Here is a 17,354-nt window from a genome sequence, read left to right as displayed (position 1 = left end):
TTCTGGCGGCGCGGCGGAGGCCGCGCCGCCGCGCCGCGCGGGGTCACGCGTAGGCGTCGACCAGGCCGCGCTGGCGGATCAACTGCGAGGGCGACAGCGTGGTCTCGGCCAGTGCCGGTTCTCCGTCATCGCCGGTCATCCCGCTGCCGGCGTTGCCACGTCCGCCGTCCGGCGCGGTCTGCTGTTGGCCCACATCGGCGTGACCAAGCTGGAAGCCCTGTTCGCCGAGCAGCTCGCGCAGGCGCGGCAGGCTGCTTTCCAGTGCGTGGCGCACATCGGCATGGGCACTGGTGAAGCTCGCATGGACCTTGTCGCCATCCAGCTGCAGGCGAACGTCGATCGGGCCGAGGTCGTTCGGGGTGATCTTGATGTGGGCGTGGCCGATCTTCTGGTCCGCCAGCCAACCGACCCGGGCGCCGACGGCATCATCGAAATCCTCACCGCCCAGGTGTGGGGTGGCGGTGGGGGAGCCGGTGAACAGGCTGGCCATCACCGGCTTGGCTTCGGTCATGCCGTGCAGGGCATGCAGCAGGGGGCTGGCGGGGGCATCGGGGCCGTCGTTGGTGGCCGCGTTCAAGGCGTCCGTGAAGGTTTTGAGCAGCAAGGCATCGTCGGCCGGCGCAGCCTCGGCAGCCAAGGCGGGCAGGGCGATGCTGCCGTCGGTGGATGGCGCGGCAGCCAGCACCGGCGGGGTCGCGTTGGCGTCCGGGGCTGCGGTGGCCACGGCCGGCAGGGCCGCATTGGCGCCCGCGGCGGCGCCGGTCGCCACGGGTGTGACGGGCGTGGGCGCCGGTACCGGCAGGCCGTTCAATGCCAGCCCGGCCAGCCCCAGCGGGGGCCATGCGGCCTCGGTGTCGTCGGCCGGTTCGGCGGCCGGCTTCTCCGCCGTGGCCGGTGCCGTGGCAGCGGTATCGGGGGGGGCGACCGTGTCGTCTTCCTTCCTGGCGCTGGGCCTGGCGGGGCGTGTCGCGGCGTCCTTGTCCTGGCTGGTGGTGCCGGTCGTGGCGCTCTTGCCTGCGTCGCGGCTGCTGCCGGCGTTGCGCGGCGTGTCGTTGCGGGGCGCCTCGCGACCTGGCTTGAGCAGCGCGTCAAAGTCCCGACGGTCGGTGACGCGGGTGCTGTCCGCGCGGGGGCTGGACGAGGTGCCGCCCGCATTCTGTGCGGAGGGGGCGCCGCCGAGCAGGCCGGAAGGCATCACGGGCTGCCTCCGTTCTCGCCTTCTTCGCGCTGCGCCTGGCGCGAACGGCGGGCGCCGAGATCGTCCATCTCGCGCTGGTCGCGGCGGTCGGTGACCACCTTTTCCTGCGCGCGGTAGCTGGCGGCGAGCTGTTCCAGCACCTGCTTGTCACGGCTGGCCAGCAACAGGCGGGCGCGCTCGGCGTCCACCTTCTCGCGGTTGTTGTCCACGGTCTGGCGCTGCTGGGCGACCGCGCTGTCCAGGCGATCCAGGAATGCGCGGCGGTTCATCAGCTGGGCCGGGCTGGTGGCCGACATCTGGGCGCCGGCGTATTCCTCGGCGTAACGGCGCAGCTCATCCAGGCGCGACACATGCGTGTCGAGCGCACGCTGGCGCTCGGCCAGGTCGCGGGCGACCTCGTCTTCGTGGTCCTGGGCTCGTTTCAGCAAGGGGTCGAAGCGCTTGGATTGGATCATGGCTTAAGTCTCTGGTTCCACCAGCCGCTTGAGGGCGGCCTGACTGTGCGGCAGGTCGGCGGCCTTGCCGACGTCCTGACCGAGGAATTCAACGATGTCCGACCAGCGCTCCAGCGCTTCGTCGGTGGCCGGGTCATTACCGCGCTGGTAGGCGCCGATCGCGATCAGGTCGCGGTTGGACGAGTACGCCGACACCAGCCGCTTGAGCTTGCGGATGCGCAGGCGCCACGGTTCGTCGGCAATTTCCGTGACCACGCGGCTGACCGAGGACTCCACGTCGATGGCGGGGTACAGGCCGCTGTCGGCGACGCGGCGCGAGAGCAGGATGTGGCCGTCAAGAATCGCGCGTGCGGCATCGGCGATCGGATCCTGCGGATCATCGCCTTCGGTCAGCACGGTGTAGAACGCGGTGATCGAGCCGCGGCCCTTGGCGCCATTGCCCGCGCGTTCAACCAGTGCGGGCAGCTTGGCGAATACGGAGGGCGGATAGCCGCGGGTGGTCGGCGGCTCACCGACGGACAGGCCGATCTCGCGCTGGGCCTGGGCGAAGCGGGTCAGCGAGTCCATGAGCAACAGCACGTTCAACCCCTGGTCGCGGAACCACTCGGCGATCGCGGTGGCGCGGTAGGCACCGTGCAGGCGGGCCAGCGGCGGGCGGTCGGCCGGGGCCGCCACCAGCACGGCGCGGCGCAGGCCTTCTTCGCCCAACGTGCTTTCCACGAAATCGCGGACCTCGCGGCCACGTTCGCCGATCAGGCCCACCACGATGACATCGGCGGCGGTGTAGCGGGTCATCATGCCCAGCAGGGTCGATTTACCGACACCGGAGCCTGCGAACAGGCCGACACGCTGGCCGCGACCGATCGGCAACAAGGCGTTGATCGCGCGTACGCCCACGTCCAGCGGCTGGGTGATCGGCTCACGCGAGAGCGGGTTGATCGAGACGCCGGCCATGCCGACGGTGCCTTCGGCGCGGATCGGGCCCTTGCCATCCAGCGGCACGCCGTCGCTGTCGATCACGCGGCCGAGCAGGCCTTCGCCCACTTCCACGCCACCGCGGCCGAGCGAGGGCACAACCCGCGCATTGGGCAGCAGGCCGTGCAGTTCGGCGCTGGGCATCAGGTAGGTGCGTTCACCGGCGAAGCCGACCACTTCGGCATCGACCCAGCCGCCATCGGCAACTTCCACCTTGCAGCTGGCACCCATCGGTGCCTCGCAGCCGACCGCCTCCAGCGTCAGGCCGACCGCGCGGCGCAGCACGCCCTCGCGGATCAGGCCACGGCCGTGCGCGGTATCCGGGCGGATGTTGTCCAGCCGCGAGGCCAGCCGCAGGTTGCGGGCGGCGGTCCAATCGGCGGGTGGGGGCAGGGTATCGGTGTTCATGGGGTGGTTCCGGCTTTGCGGATGACCGCATCCAGGGCGCCGCGCAGGCGTGCATCCAGGGTGCCGTCGATGCGCACGGCCTCGGCATGCACGCGCAGGTCGCCGCGGCTCAGGCTCAGATCCGGCGTCAGGCGCTGGTTCGGGGCCAGGTTGAGCACCGGTGCCAGCGCAGCGATGTCGTCTGGATGCAGGCGGACCTCCACATCGCGGCTCGCGCCACCAACGGCATCCACCGCTTCATTGACCAGCTGCGCCAGCAGTTCCGGTTCGGCCTCGTAGGCACGCCCGACCAGGTTGCCGGCCACCCGCACTGCCAGCTCGCCGAGTGCGGCGACCACTTCGTTCTCCAGCCGCACCAGTGGCCGGCTGAAGTTGTCCAGGATGCCTTCGATCTGCGCGATCAGCCGGCGCACTTCCGCCTGGCCCTGGGCCAGCCCTTCGGCGTGCCCCTGATCGAAACCGTCTTTCTCGGCGCTGTCCTGGATCGCCTGGATTTCCTCCAGGGTCGGCAGCTGCAGCAGCGGTTCCGGCTCGTGCTCCGGGTCCGGTTCGGTGAGCTCGAACTGCTCTTCCGGCGGGGGCTTGGGCACCGCCAGCAGATCCGGGGCAAGCCAGCGCACGGCATTGTTCACAGCATGGCCTCCGCGTTGCCACCAATGGTGACCGTGCCTTCATCGGCCATGCGCTTGACGATGGCCAGGATCTCGCGCTGCGCCACTTCCACATCCGACAGGCGCACCGGGCCCCGGGCTTCCATGTCTTCAAGCAGGATTTCAGCGGCACGCTGGGACATGTTGCGGGTGATCTTGTCGCGCACCTTGATGTCGGCGCCGCGCAGGGCCAGGCCGAGGCGCTCGCCGCTGACTTCGCGCAGCACCAGCTGCAGCTCGCGGTCGTCCAAGTCCACCAGATCGTCGAACACGAACATCAGGTCCTGGATGCGGCCGCTCAGCGGGGCATCGATGCGGGCGATTTCGCCCAGGATCGCCTGGTCCTGCCCGCTGTCCATGAAGTTCAGGATGTTGGCGGCGCACTGCACGCCGCCCACGTTGGACGACTTCAGGTTCTGGTTGCCGGCGAACTGGCGTTCCATGATCTCGTTGAGTTCATTGAGGGCGTTCGGCGGAATGCCATCCAGCGTGGCGATACGCAGCAGTACGTCCACCCGGGTGCGCTCGGGCAGCAGCTTGAGCGCGTCGGCGGCCTGGTCGGTTTCCAGATGGGCCATCACGATGGCGATGATCTGCGGGTGCTCATTGCGGACCAGGTCTGCGACGGCACGCGGATCCATCCATTTCAGCGCGTCCAGGCCGGTGGTGTTGCGACCCAGCAGGATGCGGTCGATCAGGCTGCCGGCCTTTTCGGTACCCAGCGCCTGCACCAGCATGTTGCGGATGTAGTCGTCCGAGCCCACGCCCAGCGAGGTCTTGGAGCCCAGCTCGCTGCCGAACTGGTCCATGACCCGCTCGACCTGTTCGCGGGTGATGTCGGTCATGGTCGCCATGGCGATGCCGATCTTCTGGACTTCCTTGGGCTCCATGTGGCGCAGCACTTCGGCCGCGTCCAGTTCACCCAGCGAGAGCAGCAGGACGGCGGCGCGCTGCACGCCGGTCAGCGGGGGAGGTGCATCAATCATTGGCCACCCAGCCCTTGACCACCTGGGCCACGCGCTTGGAATCGGTCTTTACAGCTTCACGCGCCATGCGCAGTCGTTCCTCGTAAGAGTCCACCGGCAATGCCAGCGGTTCATGTCCGGCCGCGTGCAGGCGTTCGCTGCCGATCGCGGGCAGGCCCTCGCCGTCATCGACCAGCTGCACATCGGCACTGTGGGGTTCCAGCGCGTCGTCCTTGGGCTTCGTCTGCCCGGTGATCGAGCGCAGCGCCGGGCGCAGCACGCCGAACACCAGGGCCAGCACCACGATCGCGCCGAGCAGCAGACGCAGTGCGTCCTGTACCTGCGGCAGCTCCCACCACTTCGGCCCTTCGACCGGGGTGACCTCACGCACGAACGGGGCATTCATCACCGAGACCGTGTCGCCACGCTCGGCATCGAAGCCGACCGCCTGCTTGACCAGCGCTTCAACGCGGGTCAGTTCGGCGGCGGAGAGGGCCTGGTCGGTCATCTTGCCGTTGGCACCGGCGCGCGGCACGTTGTCCACCAGCACCGCCACCGACACGCGCTTGATGCGACCGGCCGGTTGGCGGGTGTGCTGCAGAGTGCGGTCCAGCTCGTAGTTGCGGGTGGCGTTCTTGGAGGTTTCCGTCGGTGCCTGCGCGGTGGCCGGGGCGGCCGCCGGGCCGGGCGGGGTGTTGCTGGCGGCGCCGGGCACGCCCTGCGGGCCGGGCACGTTGCTGCTGTTTTCGCTCATCTGCTCGCTGCGCAGCTTCTGCGGCTCGCCGTTGTAGAGCTCACGGGCTTCTTCGATCACCGAAAAATCCATGTCCACGCTGACTTCCGGGTTGACCCGGCCCGGGCCGGTCATCGGCTCGAGCAGCTCGCGGATGCGCTGGTTGAACGAGGTTTCCTGGCGGCGCACCTGTTCGAACTGCGCGGCGTTCATGGCCGCTTCGCTGTTCGGATCGGAGACGCTGAGCATGCGCCCGCTCTGGTCGACGACGGTAACGCGCTCGGGTGCCAGGTCCGGGATGCTGGCGGCGACCATGTGCACGATCGCATCGATCTGGCCGCGTTCGAGCTGCTGGCCACCGCGCAGTTCCAGCACCACCGAGGCACTGGCCACGTCGCGTTGGCGGGTGAAGGCGCTGGGCTTGGGGATGGCCAGGTGCACGCGCGAATCACGGACCGGGCGCAGCGTATTGATCGTGCGCGACAGCTCGGTTTCCAGCGAGTGCTGGTACCGCGCGTTCTCCATGAACTGGCTGACGCCGAAGCCCGGGTCGCGCTCCATCAGCTCAAAGCCAAGGCGGCCGCTGTCGGTCAGGCCGGAGCCGGCCAGCTTCAGGCGCGCATCGTGCAGGTTCTTTTCCGGCACGGTGATGCCGCCGGTGGCGGGATCCAGCTGGAACGGAATCTGTGCCGCGCGCAGCAGGTCGGTGGCCTCGGCCGTGGCCTTCTGGTCCAGCCCGGTGTACAGCGGCACCATGCCCGGCTTCTGCGACCAGAAGAACACGAACAGGCCTGCCGCCACGGCCACGGCGATCATCGCCATCAGGCCAAGCCGACGGGTGATCTGCAGGCTTTGCAGCCGGTCGAACCACTGCCCAGCCTTTTCGGTGTTCAGCGATTCTTTGGAGAGCGACAGGGCCATGCGTTTCTATCCTTACAGCGGCATGTTCATCACGTCCTGGTAAGCCTGGACGAGACGGTTGCGGACTTCCACGGTGGCGCGGAAGGCGATCTGGGACTGCTGCGAGGCGACCATGACCTTGGCCAGGTCCGCACCGGGTTCACCCAGTTCGAAGGATCTGGCCAGGGCGCCGGATTTCTGTTGCGCATCGTTGACGCCGGCGATGGCGCCGCGCAGCGTTTCGGTGAAGCTCGGGCCCTGGATCTCCTGGGGGGACACCAGACCCTGGATGGCATTGCTGCGCGGCAGCTCCGTCAGCGGGCTGACGGCGGGCTGCCCCATCTGGGTCTGGAAGGTGCGGATCTGAGAAAGGATCGAGGTGACGGAGTGCGACATCTGGAACGTTCCGAAGCAGGGGTGGGTTACACCGGGAGACGTTGCAAGTGCCGTGCCGAAATGGATGAGTGATTCAGTTTTGTAACGGTGGCGCGGCGTTGCGCGTCACGCAGCGCCCGAGCGCGTGGCGGCCTGACCTGTGTGGGCGACCGCATGCCCATGCGGCGGGGTGAAGCAGCGCCGTGCCGGAGAGTCGACGCCGGAAAACCGGCGGGGCGGACGGTCGTGGCAACAAAAAAGCCCGGGACATGCCCGGGCATCTGGTTTCCGCGTGCCGGCCCGCTCAGCCGGCCAGTTCGGTCTGGTCGCGTTCGATCCCGTACTTGCGCAGCTTTTCCACCAGGGTGGTGCGGCGCAGGCCGAGCAGCTGGGCGGCATGGGCGACGACGCCCTGGGTGCGCTCCAGCGCTTCGTTGATCAGGTTCAACTCGATGTTGGCCATGTGGTTGCGCAGATCCAGGCCGTCATCGGGCAGGGCCGGGGCGCGGGCGACCGGGCCGGTGCCGTTGTCCGTGGCCGTGCTGCCCGGTGCACCCGGGGTGTGGAAGGAGAAGCTGCGCAGGTCCAGCCGCTCATCGGCCTGGGGCGGCGCTGCTGCCGCGGGCACGGGTGCGGCAGCAGCAAAGTCGCCGCGATAGCGGGCCGGCAGATCCTGCACGCGCACGTTGCCGCTGGGGTGCAGCACGGCCAGGCGTTCCACCAGGTTGGTCAGCTCGCGCACATTGCCCGGCCATTCGTAGGCGGCCAGCGCCTGCAGGGCTTCGCCGGTGAAACGCACTTCACCGCGGCCGGTACGGGCCAGCTGCCCGGCAATGGTGGTGACCAGCGCCGGCAGGTCTTCGCTGCGCTCGCGCAGGGCCGGCACATCGATGGGAAACACGTTGAGGCGATAGAACAGATCCTCGCGGAACTTGCCGTCGGCGATGCGCGATTCCAGGTCGCGGTGGGTCGCGGCGATCACGCGCACGTTGCAGCGGATGGTCTGGTTGCCACCCACGCGCTCGAAGCTGCGCTCCTGCAGCACGCGCAGCAGCTTGACCTGCATCGGCAGGCTCATGTCACCGATTTCATCGAGCAGCAGGGTGCCACCTTCGGCCATTTCGAAACGGCCCTTGCGTGCGCTCAGCGCGCCGGTGAAGGCGCCCTTTTCGTGACCGAACAGCTCGCTTTCCAGCAGATCCGGCGGAATCGCGCCGCAGTTGATCGCCACGAAGGGACCATCGCGACGCGGCGAGCGCTGGTGGATGGAGCGCGAGACCACTTCCTTGCCGGTGCCCGATTCACCCAGCACCAGCACGGTGGTGTCGAACGCGGCCACCTGCTCGATCATCCGGCGCAGCTGGGTGACCGCCGCACCTTCACCGGTCGGACCCTGTTCCTGCACGGCGCCGGCCTGGTGCTCGGCATCCAGGCGCTTGAGGCTGGCGCGGCGCAGCAGGCCTTCCATCGGTGCATGGCGCAGCGGCGCTTCCAGCGGCCACACATTGGCTTCGTGCAGGCCGTACTGCTGGGCGAAAGCAGTGGTGTCACCGTCGATCAGCATGACCGGCGGCGGCAGCGCGCCCTTGCCCAGCCAGGCAAACAGTGCATCGCTGCGCTCGGAGCCGTCCAGGCCACCGATGATCGCGGCCATCCAGTCGTTGGGGCGGTGGCGAGTGATGTCGAAATCGTTGGCGTCGGCCACCCAGCGCGGGTTGAAGTCCATGAACTCCAGCAGGGCGACGGTGCGCTCGGCGCGCACGGCGTCGTTGTCCAGTACCAGGATGCGGGATTCGCTCATGATCCGTTCCCCTTCAGGCCTTCCAGGATCGGCATCACTTCCTGGATGTAGGACAGCTTGCTGACGAAGTTGTCGGCCCCGGCGCGCAGCGCATGCTCGCGGTGTTCGGCGTCATCGAAGTGGCTGGCGATGACGATGTACGGCGCATCATCCTGGGATTTGATCAGGCGGGTCGCCTGCAGGCCGCCCATCTCCGGCATGGCCAGATCCATCAGCACCACCTTCGGGCGCAGCGACTCGGAGCGTTCGATCGCTTCCAGGCCATTGGCGGCGCTGCCGATCACATCGAGCCAGTCGACCTTGCGGAAGTGGCGCATGGCGGCGTTGATGAAACCTTCGTGGTCGTCGACCAGCAGGACGGTGAGCTTGTTCATGTCTTCCATTTCCTTCAGCCCACCCGGGCCAGGAGGTGCGGGGTGCTGGCATGGCTGCGGCGGCGTTCGCGCGCCGGGGCGATGTCCAGTTGTTCGCGGTATTTTGCAACGGTACGGCGGGCGATGTTCACCCCTTGGCGCGAGAGCAGGCCGGCGATCGCTTCGTCGGCCAGCGGCCGGGCGGCCGGTTCGGACTCGATCAGGCGGCGCACCATCGCTTTCACGGCCTGGCCGGAGACACTGGCACCTTCCAGGCGCACCGCGAAGAAGTGCTTCAGTTCCAGCGTGCCGCGCGGGGTCTGCAGGTACTTGCCGGTGGTGATGCGCGAGACGGTGGACTCGTGCATGCCGATTTCGTCGGCCACTTCCTTCAGCGTGAGCGGTGCCATCGCTTCTTCGCCACGGGTGAGGAAGCCGGCCTGGCGTTCGATGATCACGCGCGCCGTGCGCAGCAGGGTGTCGTAACGCATCGACAGGCCGCGGGTCAGCCAGCGCGCTTCCTGCAGCATGTCACGCAGCGGCTGCGCCGCTTCGCTGGTCTCGGCCAGGGCCTGTTCGTAGTGCGGGTTGATACTGAGGCGGCGGCTGGTGGCCGGGTTGAGTGCGACGCGCCATTGGCCATCGGCGTGCCAGGCGATCACGTCCGGGATCACCACCCCGTTGCTGTCCGGCAGCAGGCTCTCACCCGGGCGGGGCTGCAGCGACAGGATCAGCCGGACGGCCTCATGGATGTCGGCCACTTCGGCATCCAGCTGCTGGGCCAGGGCCGGGTAGTCGTGTGCGGCCAGCGCGGCCAGGCCGTCGTCGAGGACGCGCTGGGCGAGGTGGCGGGCCGGCACGCGGCCGGGCAGGGCGCGCAGCTGCACGCTCAGGCATTCATGCAGGTCCTGGGCGGCCAGGCCGACCGGATCGCCGTGCAGGATCTGCTGGCGCACCGCTTCCACGCCGGCCGCATCCACATCGCAGCGCGCACTGGCCAGCAGGGTCAGCTGGGCGAGCGGGGCATCCAGATAGCCGGCGTCGTCGCAGTGCTCCAGCCAGAAACCGGCCACGGCCAGCTCGCGGGCATCCATTTCCATCGCCAGGCGCTGCAGGGCGCGCAGCTGCGGATCGGACGACTCACCGGCCGCCACGCGCTGCATGCGGTCATCGTCGCCGTCCTGCCAGCCGGCACCGGGCACGTCCCACAGGGAGGATTCCGGCAGTTCGTCGAAGGCGGCCACGTCCTGGGTGGTGCTGGCCGGATCGGTGTCGGCAGCGACCGGTTCCGGCGCCTCTTCCAGTTCCAGCAGCGGGTTGGTCTCCAACGCGCGGCGGATTTCCAGTTCCAGCTGCATGCCGTCCAGCTGCAGCAGACGGATGGACTGCAGAAGCTGAGGGGTGAGGTGAAGCTGCTGACCCATCTGGGTCGACACGGAGGCTTTCAAGGTGGTTCCCCGTTCGCACCGACTCCCCGGTGCGTTATGGAACACATCTTGCTTGTGTTCCCGTACGCCGGGAATCAGGGGGTTCCTGAGTCGGGTCGTCAAATGCCTGACAGCGTGTAGGGGATATCCCGACATCGGCGCGGTATTTTGACGGGCGTTGGCGCGCAGGCCTTGTCTTTCCGTGCCCAGCCTGCCGACCGGGCTTCAAAAATCCGTCACCCTGCGTGACGGGGAAGACGTGTGTGCCGGAGAACCGGCGCTGGTCACTCCAGCTCGTGCTGGTGACGGGCAGCGAGCAGCACCAGGTTATTGGCGCGGCGGCAGCCCAGCGATTCCATCATCCGGGCGCGATGGGTTTCCACCGTCTTGACGCTGATGCCCAGGTCCGCGGCGATTTCCTTGTTGCTCTCGCCCTTGCCGATACGGCGCAGGATCTCGCGCTGCCGTGGCGACAGGGCTGCGACTCCAACCGGTTTTTCCCTGCCCAGCATGGGGGCGAGCATCTTGGCCGAGATCTGCGGGCTCAGGAACACCTGGCCGGCATGCGCGGCGCGCAATGCCAGTTCCAGTTCCTGCGGCGCGGCATCCTTGACCACGAAGCCGACCGCGCCACGATCCAGCGCATCGCGAACGTGCACGGCATCGTCGTGCATGGTCATCATCACCACGCGCGAGCCGGGCGTACGCAGCAGGATGTCGCTCAGGGCTTCCAGGCCGGTGCGGCCGGGCAGGGACAGGTCCATCAGGACGACGTCCGGGGAATGCTGCACGCTCAGCTGCAGCGCCTGCGCGGCGTTGCTGGCCTCGGCGATGACCTCGACGTCGGCAAAGCCCTGCAGCAGGCGACTGAGGCCGGCACGGACCAGGGTGTGATCATCGACGATGAGAACGCGCACAGGCTGCTTGGGGAGCGGAGAGGCCGTCACCTTAACGGAGTGAAGGCCTACCGCCAAGCCGAATACGTCACAGTCGGGGCCGTACGGTCAACGCAGGCGACGCGCTTCGGCGATCTGGCGGCGGTGCAGGCGGAACAGATGCCGCTCCAGGGCCATTTCCAGCCCGTCGCTCAGCCCTTCGAAACGCAACCACAGGTAATGCGCGCCCGAGCCATTGGCCGCTTCGGCCACGATCACCACGGGCAGGTCGATATGGTCGGGCAGCCAATCGCAGGGCTGCAGGCGGATCACGCCCATGCTGCCCGGTGCGGCGCCGCTGCGGCTGCCCTGTTCCAGGCGGATGCCACGGCGTGACCAGCGCAGGGGGCGCAGTGGCAGGTCCTGCGCACTCTGCCGGACCAGGCGGCCCAGCAGCACCATGACCAGATCGAGCTTGGCTTCCAGGCGCTGCACCTGCAGGGTGGCATCGCTGCGGTCGTCATGCCCGTCATCGCCGCGGGCATCCTCCACCAGCGCCACGCTGCGCAGCAGGGTCTCGGCCGTGCCGGGGCGGATCACTGCGCTGCCGATGCGGAACTCGGCCGGCAGCGCCACTTCGCAGCTCAGCGTCTCATCGAACAGCTCGCTTTCGGCCGGGTGATGGATGGCGCTGGTGCGAAGCTCGTTCATGACAGGGATTCTGCGCAAAGGCGCGCCTGTGCGGCGCGGGGTGGGTGGCGATGGTCACGGCCAGAGCGGCTGGCTCCCTCGCGCTGCCGCATCATGAACAGCATGATGCGCTGCTGGCGTGCCTGTAGTGAAGCCAGCCCCGGCACGTCGGACAGGGCTGATGGACCGGCCAGATAATTGCGCTGGGCGGCATCGAGGGCATCCAGCTGGCGACCCGCTTCGACCAGGTTCTCATCATGCAGGGCCGCTTCCAGTGCATCCAGCCGTGCGTTGATCGAGCCGAGCGAGGCGATCACAGTGCCTCTGCCTGCAGGTAGGCGTGGGCGGCGCGGAGGGAGCGACCGCTGTGCTGCAACTGCGCGGCAGCTTCGTCGCGCAGCTGGACCATGCGCGAAAGCACGCGCTGCTGATGGTCGCGCAACGCCTGGATCGCAGCATCGGTCGGGCGTTCAACCACCAGTGACAGCGCCGCAACCGCCTGCAGATGGTCGGTCATCAGGCGTTGGCTGGCTTCGTGGTCGCCGCTGGGCAATGCGGCTTCCAGGGTATCCAGGGTGTCGTGGAGCGGGCGCAGGTTCATGGCGCAGCAACCGGCCGCACCTGCCGGTGGTCAGCCGGAATGGCGTTCCACGCCGAGTCGATTTCCATCACCAGTCCAAGGGCCTCTTTCAACGCCGTCGGATCGTTGTGCAGGTTGGCCTCGGTCAGGCGCATGATGATGAAATCGTAGAGTGCTGAAAGGTTGGCCGCGATCTCTCCGCCGGCCTCATGATCCAGCGAACCGTTGAGGTGCCCGACGATGGCGCAGGCTTCGCCGATCGCCTTGCCCTTGCGCGGCTGGTCATTGCGCTGCAGCGATGCTTCGGCCGTACGGATACGCTCGCAGGCGCCAGCCAGCAGCAGGGCGACGAGCTTGTGCGGATCGGCATCGACCACTGAAGTGGTGACGCCGACTTTGCGGTACTGCTCGGCGAACTGCCGATTGGGACCGTACATGTATGGACTCTCCTGAGTTGCCTGCGTGCCGGAGTACCTGCGCGGTTGACGCAGCGTGGCACAGGTCTTACTGGGTTATCGGCGCATACGGCCGCCGACTTGAGGCTGCCGTATGCAAAGGGGGAAGGCGGGGCGGATCAGCTGGTCAGCTGCGAGGCCAGCGAGCTGCTGGCCGATTGCATCTGGGTGACCAGCGATTCCATGGCGGTGAACTGCTTGGTGTAGCGATCGGAGACTTTTTCCATCCGCGCATCCAGGTCGTCCAGTTGCTTTTCCAGCGCCTTGATCTGTTTGTTGAGCGAGCTGGTGCGCTGGGTGATGGTGCCCGTGGTCGCATCGAGATTGCTCTTGAGCAGCTCGGTCATCGGCTTGCCCATGGCGCCATCGGCCCCGAACAGTTTCGTGGCGGCCTCGGGATTCTTGGACAACGCCGTATCGAGCGTGGTCGAGTTGAGGCTCAGGGTGCCATCGGCGGCGATGGTCACGCCCAGCGCCTTGAGGTCGTTGACGTTCGCGCTTATCTGGCCGCGCAGCTGCTGCTGCAGGCCGCGCACCATGGCATCGCCGGTCATGGTCGAGGCGGTGCCGGTTTCGGCGTTGTAGGCGCTGGAGTTCTTGAGCGTGGACTGGATGGAGTTGTAGGCGGTGATGAACGCGTTGAGGTTGGTCTTGAGCGTGCTGTTGTCCGGGCTGATGGTCAGCGTGTGGGTCTCGCCTTCCTTGGCCTTGGTCAAGGTCAGGCTGACGCCCGGCACCAGATCGGTAATGGTGTTGGAGCTGCTCGTCCGGGTGAACCCGTCCACCACCACCACTGCATCCTTGGCTTCGACCATGACACCCATCGTCGAGGCATCGGTACCATCGTACTGCAGCGCCGCGAGCCCGCCGTTGCCACCGCTGGCGCTGACCTTGAGGGCGCCCTTGCTGCCGGCGTCCACCGCCGTCAGCACCAGGTGCTCGCCATCGTCGGCGGTGACGACCGCCGCGGTCACGCCCTTGCTGGCGGCGGCGGAATTGATCTCCGCCGCGATCTTGGCCAGCGTTGCGCCCGCTTCGATGGTGACACTGACGCTCTTGTCCCCATAGCCGATCGTCAGCGTCCCGTCACCGACGACCGCCTCTTTCTCATAGGCCTTCGAACTCAGCTTCTGGTTCTGTGCCAGGGATTTGACTTCCACCTGGTGGGTACCCGCGGCTGCCTTGCCAGCCGTGGTGCTGGTATCCAATGCGGCGGTGAAGTTGGACTCGGTCGGCGTGCTGGTCTTCAGCCCGGGGGTGGCCATGCCCTTCGTCAGCGCGGTCAGTGCCGTCTGCAGACCGGTCATGCCGCTCCTGATGGTGCCCAGCGCCGAGAGTTTGGCGCTGGCGGCCACGCCGGCGGTATTGATCTGCTTTTCCCGGGGTTCGCGCTCCTTGGCGACCAGCTGTGAAACCAGGGAGGGAATGTCGAGGCCGGAGCCAATCGTGCCGAGGGCCATGAAGGGGATCCTTGTTCTGGGGCGGGCCGTGCGGATGTCCTGCATCTGCTATCGGCGGGTGATGGACGAGCTTGAGCGCCTGGGCGCATCCCGGCGTGCTGCAAGCTCTGTGCCACGTTTGCTCCGGACACGAAGAAGGGGGCTTTCGCCCCCTTCCCGTTACTGCAAGGTACTACCGCTGGATCAGCGCAGCAGGCTCAGCACGTTCTGGCTGGACTGGTTGGCCTGGGCCAGCATGGCGGTACCGGCCTGCTGCAGGATCTGGTTGCGGGTCAGCTCGGCGGTTTCCGAAGCGTAATCCACGTCGCGGATGCGGCTACGGGCTGCGGACATGTTCTCCGACGAGGTGTTCAGGTTCGCAACCACCGAGGTGAAGCGGTTCTGGATGGCGCCCAGGTCAGCTCGCGAGGAGTTGATCGAGTTCAGGGCTGCGTCCATTGCCAGGATGGCGTTGTCGGCACCGTCCTTGGACGAGATGTCCAGGTCGGCAAAGCCTTCAGCAGCCTTGCCGGCAGTGAACTTGGCGGTGGTGGCGGCGAGGCCGGTAGCATCCTTCAGTTTGTCGGCAGTCAGGCTGCTCTTCACTTCGAAGTTGGCCTTTTCCGAGGTCAGCTGCAGCTTGCCTTCCAGCAGCGACGCGGTGACGCCCGTTTCGTGGGTCTTCGCATTGATTGCGTTGACCAGCGCGGTGCTGCGATCGCCAGCGGTCTTCGCACCGTCGACGATGATGTCAACATATTCATTGGAACCGTCATTCTTGCTGATCTGCAGTTCGCCAGCGTTGACGCCGGTCGAGAAGTCCGCAGACTTTGCCGGGGTCTGCGCGACGACAACGTCGAAGTCGGTAGTCACCGGGCCACCGGTGATCTTGAACGCCGCGCCGGAGTTGCTCACGACACCGGCCGCGGTCATCGATACGCCGGAGCTCTTCAGCACTACATTGCTATTGATCGCGCTTGCGAGGTTCGCAATAAAGTCTTCTTTAGCATCACCGGCGTCCGCATTGCTGACCGCAGCCACGGTCACGTCAACGCCGTTTACCTGCACGGTGCTTTCAGCGTAGGTGTAGGGGCCTGTGCCTTCGGCATCGTCGATGTCATCGACAGCAAGGGTGGTCGTACTTGCCACAGCTGCCTTAGCACCGCCAACCGGCACGACGCCAGTCGCAGTTGCTGCCTGGGAGGCAGTCGTCCAGTTGCCCAGCTTGCTGATGTTGGCGTTGGCGACCTGCGAGATGTTGATCGTCTGGCCCTGGTTGGCACCGATCTGGAAGGCCTGGTTGGTGAAGCTGCCGTCCAGCAGGTTGGTGCCGTTGAAGTTGGTCTGCTCGGCGACGCGCTGGATTTCCTGCTTCAGCAGCTGGACTTCAGCGTTCAGCGCCTGGCGGTCCGAATCCGAGTTGGTGGCGCTGCGCGACTGCACGGCCAGCTCACGGACGCGCTGCAGGTTGTTGCCAATTTCACCCAGGGCGCCTTCGGCGGTCTGGGCCAGCGAGATGCCGTCGTTGGCGTTGCGGGCGGCCTGGTTGGCGCCGCGGATCTGGGTGCTGAAGCGCTCGGAAATGGCCAGGCCGGCCGCGTCATCCTTGGCGCTGTTGATGCGCAGGCCGGAGGACAGGCGCTGGATCGTGGTGGCCAGGTTGGTGCCGCTGGTGCTCAGGTTGCGCTGGGCGTTCAGCGACATGGTGTTGGTGTTGATGACTTGTGCCATGGTGCGGTTTCCTTGTTGGCAGTGTGTCCGGCAGAGCAGCCTGACCGGTTTCGGGGGGCAGTGGCTGGCGCCCCACCAAGGGGTGTGCTACCGCTGCTGAAATCAATAACGGCACCCCACGCCCTGCCTTTAGCGGTCTTTCCCGTTTTTTTCGTGGCGGCCAACGAAAAGGCCCCGCCATCTGCATGGCGGGGCCCGTTCAGAGCTTGTCACCGGCGGCGGCTTACGACTGCAGCAGTCGCAACACGTTCTGCGGCACCTGGTTGGCCTGGGCCAGCATGGCCGTGCCCGCCTGCTGCAGGATCTGGCCCCGGGTGAGCTCGGCGGTTTCCTGTGCGTAGTCCACGTCGCGGATACGGCTGCGCGCGGCGGAAAGGTTTTCCGAGGTGGTGTTCAGGTTGGCGATGGTCGAGGTGAATCGGTTCTGGATCGCGCCCAGGTCCGCGCGGGCCGAGTTGATGGAATTCAACGCAGCGTCCATTGCGAGGATGGCGTTGTCAGCGTTCTCCTGGTTGGAAATGTCCAACTCGGCGAAGCCAACCTGAGCAGTGCCCGCGGCGTAGTTGGTGGTGGCACCGGCGGTCAGGCCGGTCTGCTGCGCCAACGCAGCCGCAGCCGCGGTCTGGTCCGTGCCGATGGCACCGACGGTGAAGTTCTCGTCCTTCGACGTCAGCTTCAGCGCCCCATCCACCAGCGACGCGCTTACGCCAGTTTCATGGGTCTTGGCATTGATGGCGTTGACCATCTGAGTCGAGCGCTCTGCGGCGGTCTTGGCACTGTCCAGGTCGATGGTCACTGCCTGACCGGGGGCGCCATTCACGGTGCCGGTGATGGTGAAGCTGGTCTTGCCAAAGGTTGCCGGTGTGGCTTCGATCCCGTTATTGACGGCGGCTGCAAACGTGCCGCCGTCGAAGCCGCCGCCGGTCTGGGTAATGGTGAAGTTGCCGCCATCTGCGCGGCTGAACTGGATATCCCCACCCGTGACGGTACCCGTAACGGTGATGCCGGCGGCCTTGAGCTGCTCAGTCTTGGCGTCGATCGCCGTCTGCATTTCACCCGCCGAGACAGCAGTGCCGGCTGCGCGGCCCAGGATCTCTACGCCGCCGACAGTAAGGTTGTACGCGTCCGTACCACCCGCAGCGACCGGTTGGAAGACGCCGGACACTGCCGAGATGGACGCTTCCGCCTTGACGGCACCACCGTCCGGCATGACGCCCTGAGCAGAGGCGTTCGTCGAGGCACTGGTCCAGCTGCCCAGCTTATGTACATTCGCATTGGCGATCTGCGAAATGCTGATCGTCTGGCCCTGATCGGCACCGATCTGGAAGGCCTGGTTGGTGAAGC

18 protein-coding genes are annotated in these 17,354 nt (G+C 67.0%); all 18 read right to left on the bottom strand.

Annotated elements, in window-relative coordinates; genetic code table 11:
* Positions 1 to 43: 43 nt before the first annotated feature.
* Positions 44 to 1,195: a flagellar hook-length control protein FliK gene (locus tag HMPREF3113_RS07245; protein ID WP_070471608.1), complete on the bottom strand. Its 1,152-nt coding sequence runs from the start codon at positions 1,193 to 1,195 to the stop codon at positions 44 to 46.
* The gene (gene fliJ, locus HMPREF3113_RS07240; RefSeq protein WP_070471607.1) at positions 1,195 to 1,653 is read right to left on the bottom strand and encodes a flagellar export protein FliJ; all 459 of its coding nucleotides are present in this window, start codon (positions 1,651 to 1,653) and stop codon (positions 1,195 to 1,197) included. The genes HMPREF3113_RS07245 and fliJ overlap by 1 nt, the downstream gene beginning before the upstream one ends.
* Before the next feature lie 3 nt (positions 1,654 to 1,656).
* Positions 1,657 to 3,036 (bottom strand): FliI/YscN family ATPase, encoded by a 1,380-nt coding sequence (locus HMPREF3113_RS07235; protein WP_070471606.1) that lies wholly within the window; start codon positions 3,034 to 3,036, stop codon positions 1,657 to 1,659.
* Positions 3,033 to 3,668: a FliH/SctL family protein gene (locus HMPREF3113_RS07230; RefSeq protein ID WP_070471605.1), complete on the bottom strand. Its 636-nt coding sequence runs from the start codon at positions 3,666 to 3,668 to the stop codon at positions 3,033 to 3,035. The genes HMPREF3113_RS07235 and HMPREF3113_RS07230 overlap by 4 nt, the downstream gene beginning before the upstream one ends.
* Positions 3,665 to 4,651, bottom strand: coding sequence for a flagellar motor switch protein FliG (gene fliG, locus HMPREF3113_RS07225; RefSeq protein WP_026070041.1), 987 nt, complete (start codon positions 4,649 to 4,651; stop codon positions 3,665 to 3,667). The genes HMPREF3113_RS07230 and fliG overlap by 4 nt, the downstream gene beginning before the upstream one ends.
* A gap of 13 nt (positions 4,652 to 4,664) precedes the next feature.
* Complete coding sequence (gene fliF, locus HMPREF3113_RS07220; RefSeq protein WP_019184798.1) at positions 4,665 to 6,305, bottom strand: flagellar basal-body MS-ring/collar protein FliF; 1,641 nt, start codon at positions 6,303 to 6,305, stop codon at positions 4,665 to 4,667.
* A 12-nt stretch (positions 6,306 to 6,317) separates the two neighbouring features.
* Positions 6,318 to 6,680, bottom strand: a complete 363-nt coding sequence (gene fliE, locus HMPREF3113_RS07215) for a flagellar hook-basal body complex protein FliE (RefSeq protein ID WP_019184797.1) — start codon at positions 6,678 to 6,680, stop codon at positions 6,318 to 6,320.
* A 283-nt stretch (positions 6,681 to 6,963) separates the two neighbouring features.
* Positions 6,964 to 8,460 (bottom strand): sigma-54 dependent transcriptional regulator, encoded by a 1,497-nt coding sequence (locus HMPREF3113_RS07210; RefSeq protein WP_070471604.1) that lies wholly within the window; start codon positions 8,458 to 8,460, stop codon positions 6,964 to 6,966.
* On the bottom strand, positions 8,457 to 8,834 hold the full coding sequence (locus tag HMPREF3113_RS07205) for a response regulator (RefSeq protein ID WP_026070040.1): 378 nt from the start codon (positions 8,832 to 8,834) through the stop codon (positions 8,457 to 8,459). Before HMPREF3113_RS07205 ends, HMPREF3113_RS07210 begins: the two co-directional genes overlap by 4 nt.
* A gap of 14 nt (positions 8,835 to 8,848) precedes the next feature.
* Positions 8,849 to 10,261 carry an RNA polymerase factor sigma-54 gene (gene rpoN, locus HMPREF3113_RS07200; RefSeq protein ID WP_070471603.1) on the bottom strand — a complete coding sequence of 471 codons (1,413 nt, stop codon included), beginning with the start codon at positions 10,259 to 10,261 and terminating at the stop codon, positions 8,849 to 8,851.
* 263 nt (positions 10,262 to 10,524) lie between these two features.
* Positions 10,525 to 11,157: a response regulator gene (locus HMPREF3113_RS07195; protein ID WP_070471602.1), complete on the bottom strand. Its 633-nt coding sequence runs from the start codon at positions 11,155 to 11,157 to the stop codon at positions 10,525 to 10,527.
* An 87-nt stretch (positions 11,158 to 11,244) separates the two neighbouring features.
* Positions 11,245 to 11,826 (bottom strand): PilZ domain-containing protein, encoded by a 582-nt coding sequence (locus tag HMPREF3113_RS07190; protein ID WP_070471601.1) that lies wholly within the window; start codon positions 11,824 to 11,826, stop codon positions 11,245 to 11,247.
* The gene (locus tag HMPREF3113_RS07185) at positions 11,823 to 12,122 is read right to left on the bottom strand and encodes a hypothetical protein (RefSeq protein ID WP_070471600.1); all 300 of its coding nucleotides are present in this window, start codon (positions 12,120 to 12,122) and stop codon (positions 11,823 to 11,825) included. The genes HMPREF3113_RS07190 and HMPREF3113_RS07185 overlap by 4 nt, the downstream gene beginning before the upstream one ends.
* On the bottom strand, positions 12,119 to 12,406 hold the full coding sequence (locus HMPREF3113_RS07180; RefSeq protein WP_019184790.1) for a hypothetical protein: 288 nt from the start codon (positions 12,404 to 12,406) through the stop codon (positions 12,119 to 12,121). Before HMPREF3113_RS07180 ends, HMPREF3113_RS07185 begins: the two co-directional genes overlap by 4 nt.
* On the bottom strand, positions 12,403 to 12,822 hold the full coding sequence (fliS, locus tag HMPREF3113_RS07175) for a flagellar export chaperone FliS (protein ID WP_019184789.1): 420 nt from the start codon (positions 12,820 to 12,822) through the stop codon (positions 12,403 to 12,405). Before fliS ends, HMPREF3113_RS07180 begins: the two co-directional genes overlap by 4 nt.
* Before the next feature lie 137 nt (positions 12,823 to 12,959).
* Positions 12,960 to 14,300 (bottom strand): flagellar filament capping protein FliD, encoded by a 1,341-nt coding sequence (fliD, locus tag HMPREF3113_RS07170; RefSeq protein ID WP_070471599.1) that lies wholly within the window; start codon positions 14,298 to 14,300, stop codon positions 12,960 to 12,962.
* Between the two features lie 183 nt (positions 14,301 to 14,483).
* Positions 14,484 to 16,010, bottom strand: a complete 1,527-nt coding sequence (locus HMPREF3113_RS07165) for a flagellin (protein WP_070471598.1) — start codon at positions 16,008 to 16,010, stop codon at positions 14,484 to 14,486.
* 223 nt (positions 16,011 to 16,233) lie between these two features.
* Positions 16,234 to 17,354, bottom strand: a 1,121-nt coding sequence (locus HMPREF3113_RS18930; RefSeq protein WP_302622503.1) for a flagellin, incomplete at its 5' end; no start/stop codon positions are given.

This window comes from Stenotrophomonas sp. HMSC10F06 (genome assembly GCF_001807865.1).
Classification (GTDB): domain Bacteria; phylum Pseudomonadota; class Gammaproteobacteria; order Xanthomonadales; family Xanthomonadaceae; genus Stenotrophomonas; species Stenotrophomonas bentonitica_A.
The sequence above is the reverse complement of the archived record's forward strand: the minus strand, read 5'-3'. Positions and strand labels throughout refer to the sequence as shown.

What these genes read in the sequence shown, in the direction of transcription:
- HMPREF3113_RS07210 (WP_070471604.1), bottom strand. Translation starts at nt 8,460, where the DNA reads ATGAGCGAATCCCGCATCCTGGTACTGGACAACGACGCCGTGCGCGCC.
- fliE (WP_019184797.1), bottom strand. Translation starts at nt 6,680, where the DNA reads ATGTCGCACTCCGTCACCTCGATCCTTTCTCAGATCCGCACCTTCCAG.
- fliJ (WP_070471607.1), bottom strand. Translation starts at nt 1,653, where the DNA reads ATGATCCAATCCAAGCGCTTCGACCCCTTGCTGAAACGAGCCCAGGAC.
- HMPREF3113_RS07180 (WP_019184790.1), bottom strand. Translation starts at nt 12,406, where the DNA reads ATGAACCTGCGCCCGCTCCACGACACCCTGGATACCCTGGAAGCCGCA.
- HMPREF3113_RS07165 (WP_070471598.1), bottom strand. Translation starts at nt 16,010, where the DNA reads ATGGCACAAGTCATCAACACCAACACCATGTCGCTGAACGCCCAGCGC.
- HMPREF3113_RS07245 (WP_070471608.1), bottom strand. Translation starts at nt 1,195, where the DNA reads ATGCCTTCCGGCCTGCTCGGCGGCGCCCCCTCCGCACAGAATGCGGGC.
- HMPREF3113_RS07235 (WP_070471606.1), bottom strand. Translation starts at nt 3,036, where the DNA reads ATGAACACCGATACCCTGCCCCCACCCGCCGATTGGACCGCCGCCCGC.
- fliF (WP_019184798.1), bottom strand. Translation starts at nt 6,305, where the DNA reads ATGGCCCTGTCGCTCTCCAAAGAATCGCTGAACACCGAAAAGGCTGGG.
- HMPREF3113_RS07190 (WP_070471601.1), bottom strand. Translation starts at nt 11,826, where the DNA reads ATGAACGAGCTTCGCACCAGCGCCATCCATCACCCGGCCGAAAGCGAG.
- HMPREF3113_RS07205 (WP_026070040.1), bottom strand. Translation starts at nt 8,834, where the DNA reads ATGAACAAGCTCACCGTCCTGCTGGTCGACGACCACGAAGGTTTCATC.
- fliS (WP_019184789.1), bottom strand. Translation starts at nt 12,822, where the DNA reads ATGTACGGTCCCAATCGGCAGTTCGCCGAGCAGTACCGCAAAGTCGGC.
- fliD (WP_070471599.1), bottom strand. Translation starts at nt 14,300, where the DNA reads ATGGCCCTCGGCACGATTGGCTCCGGCCTCGACATTCCCTCCCTGGTT.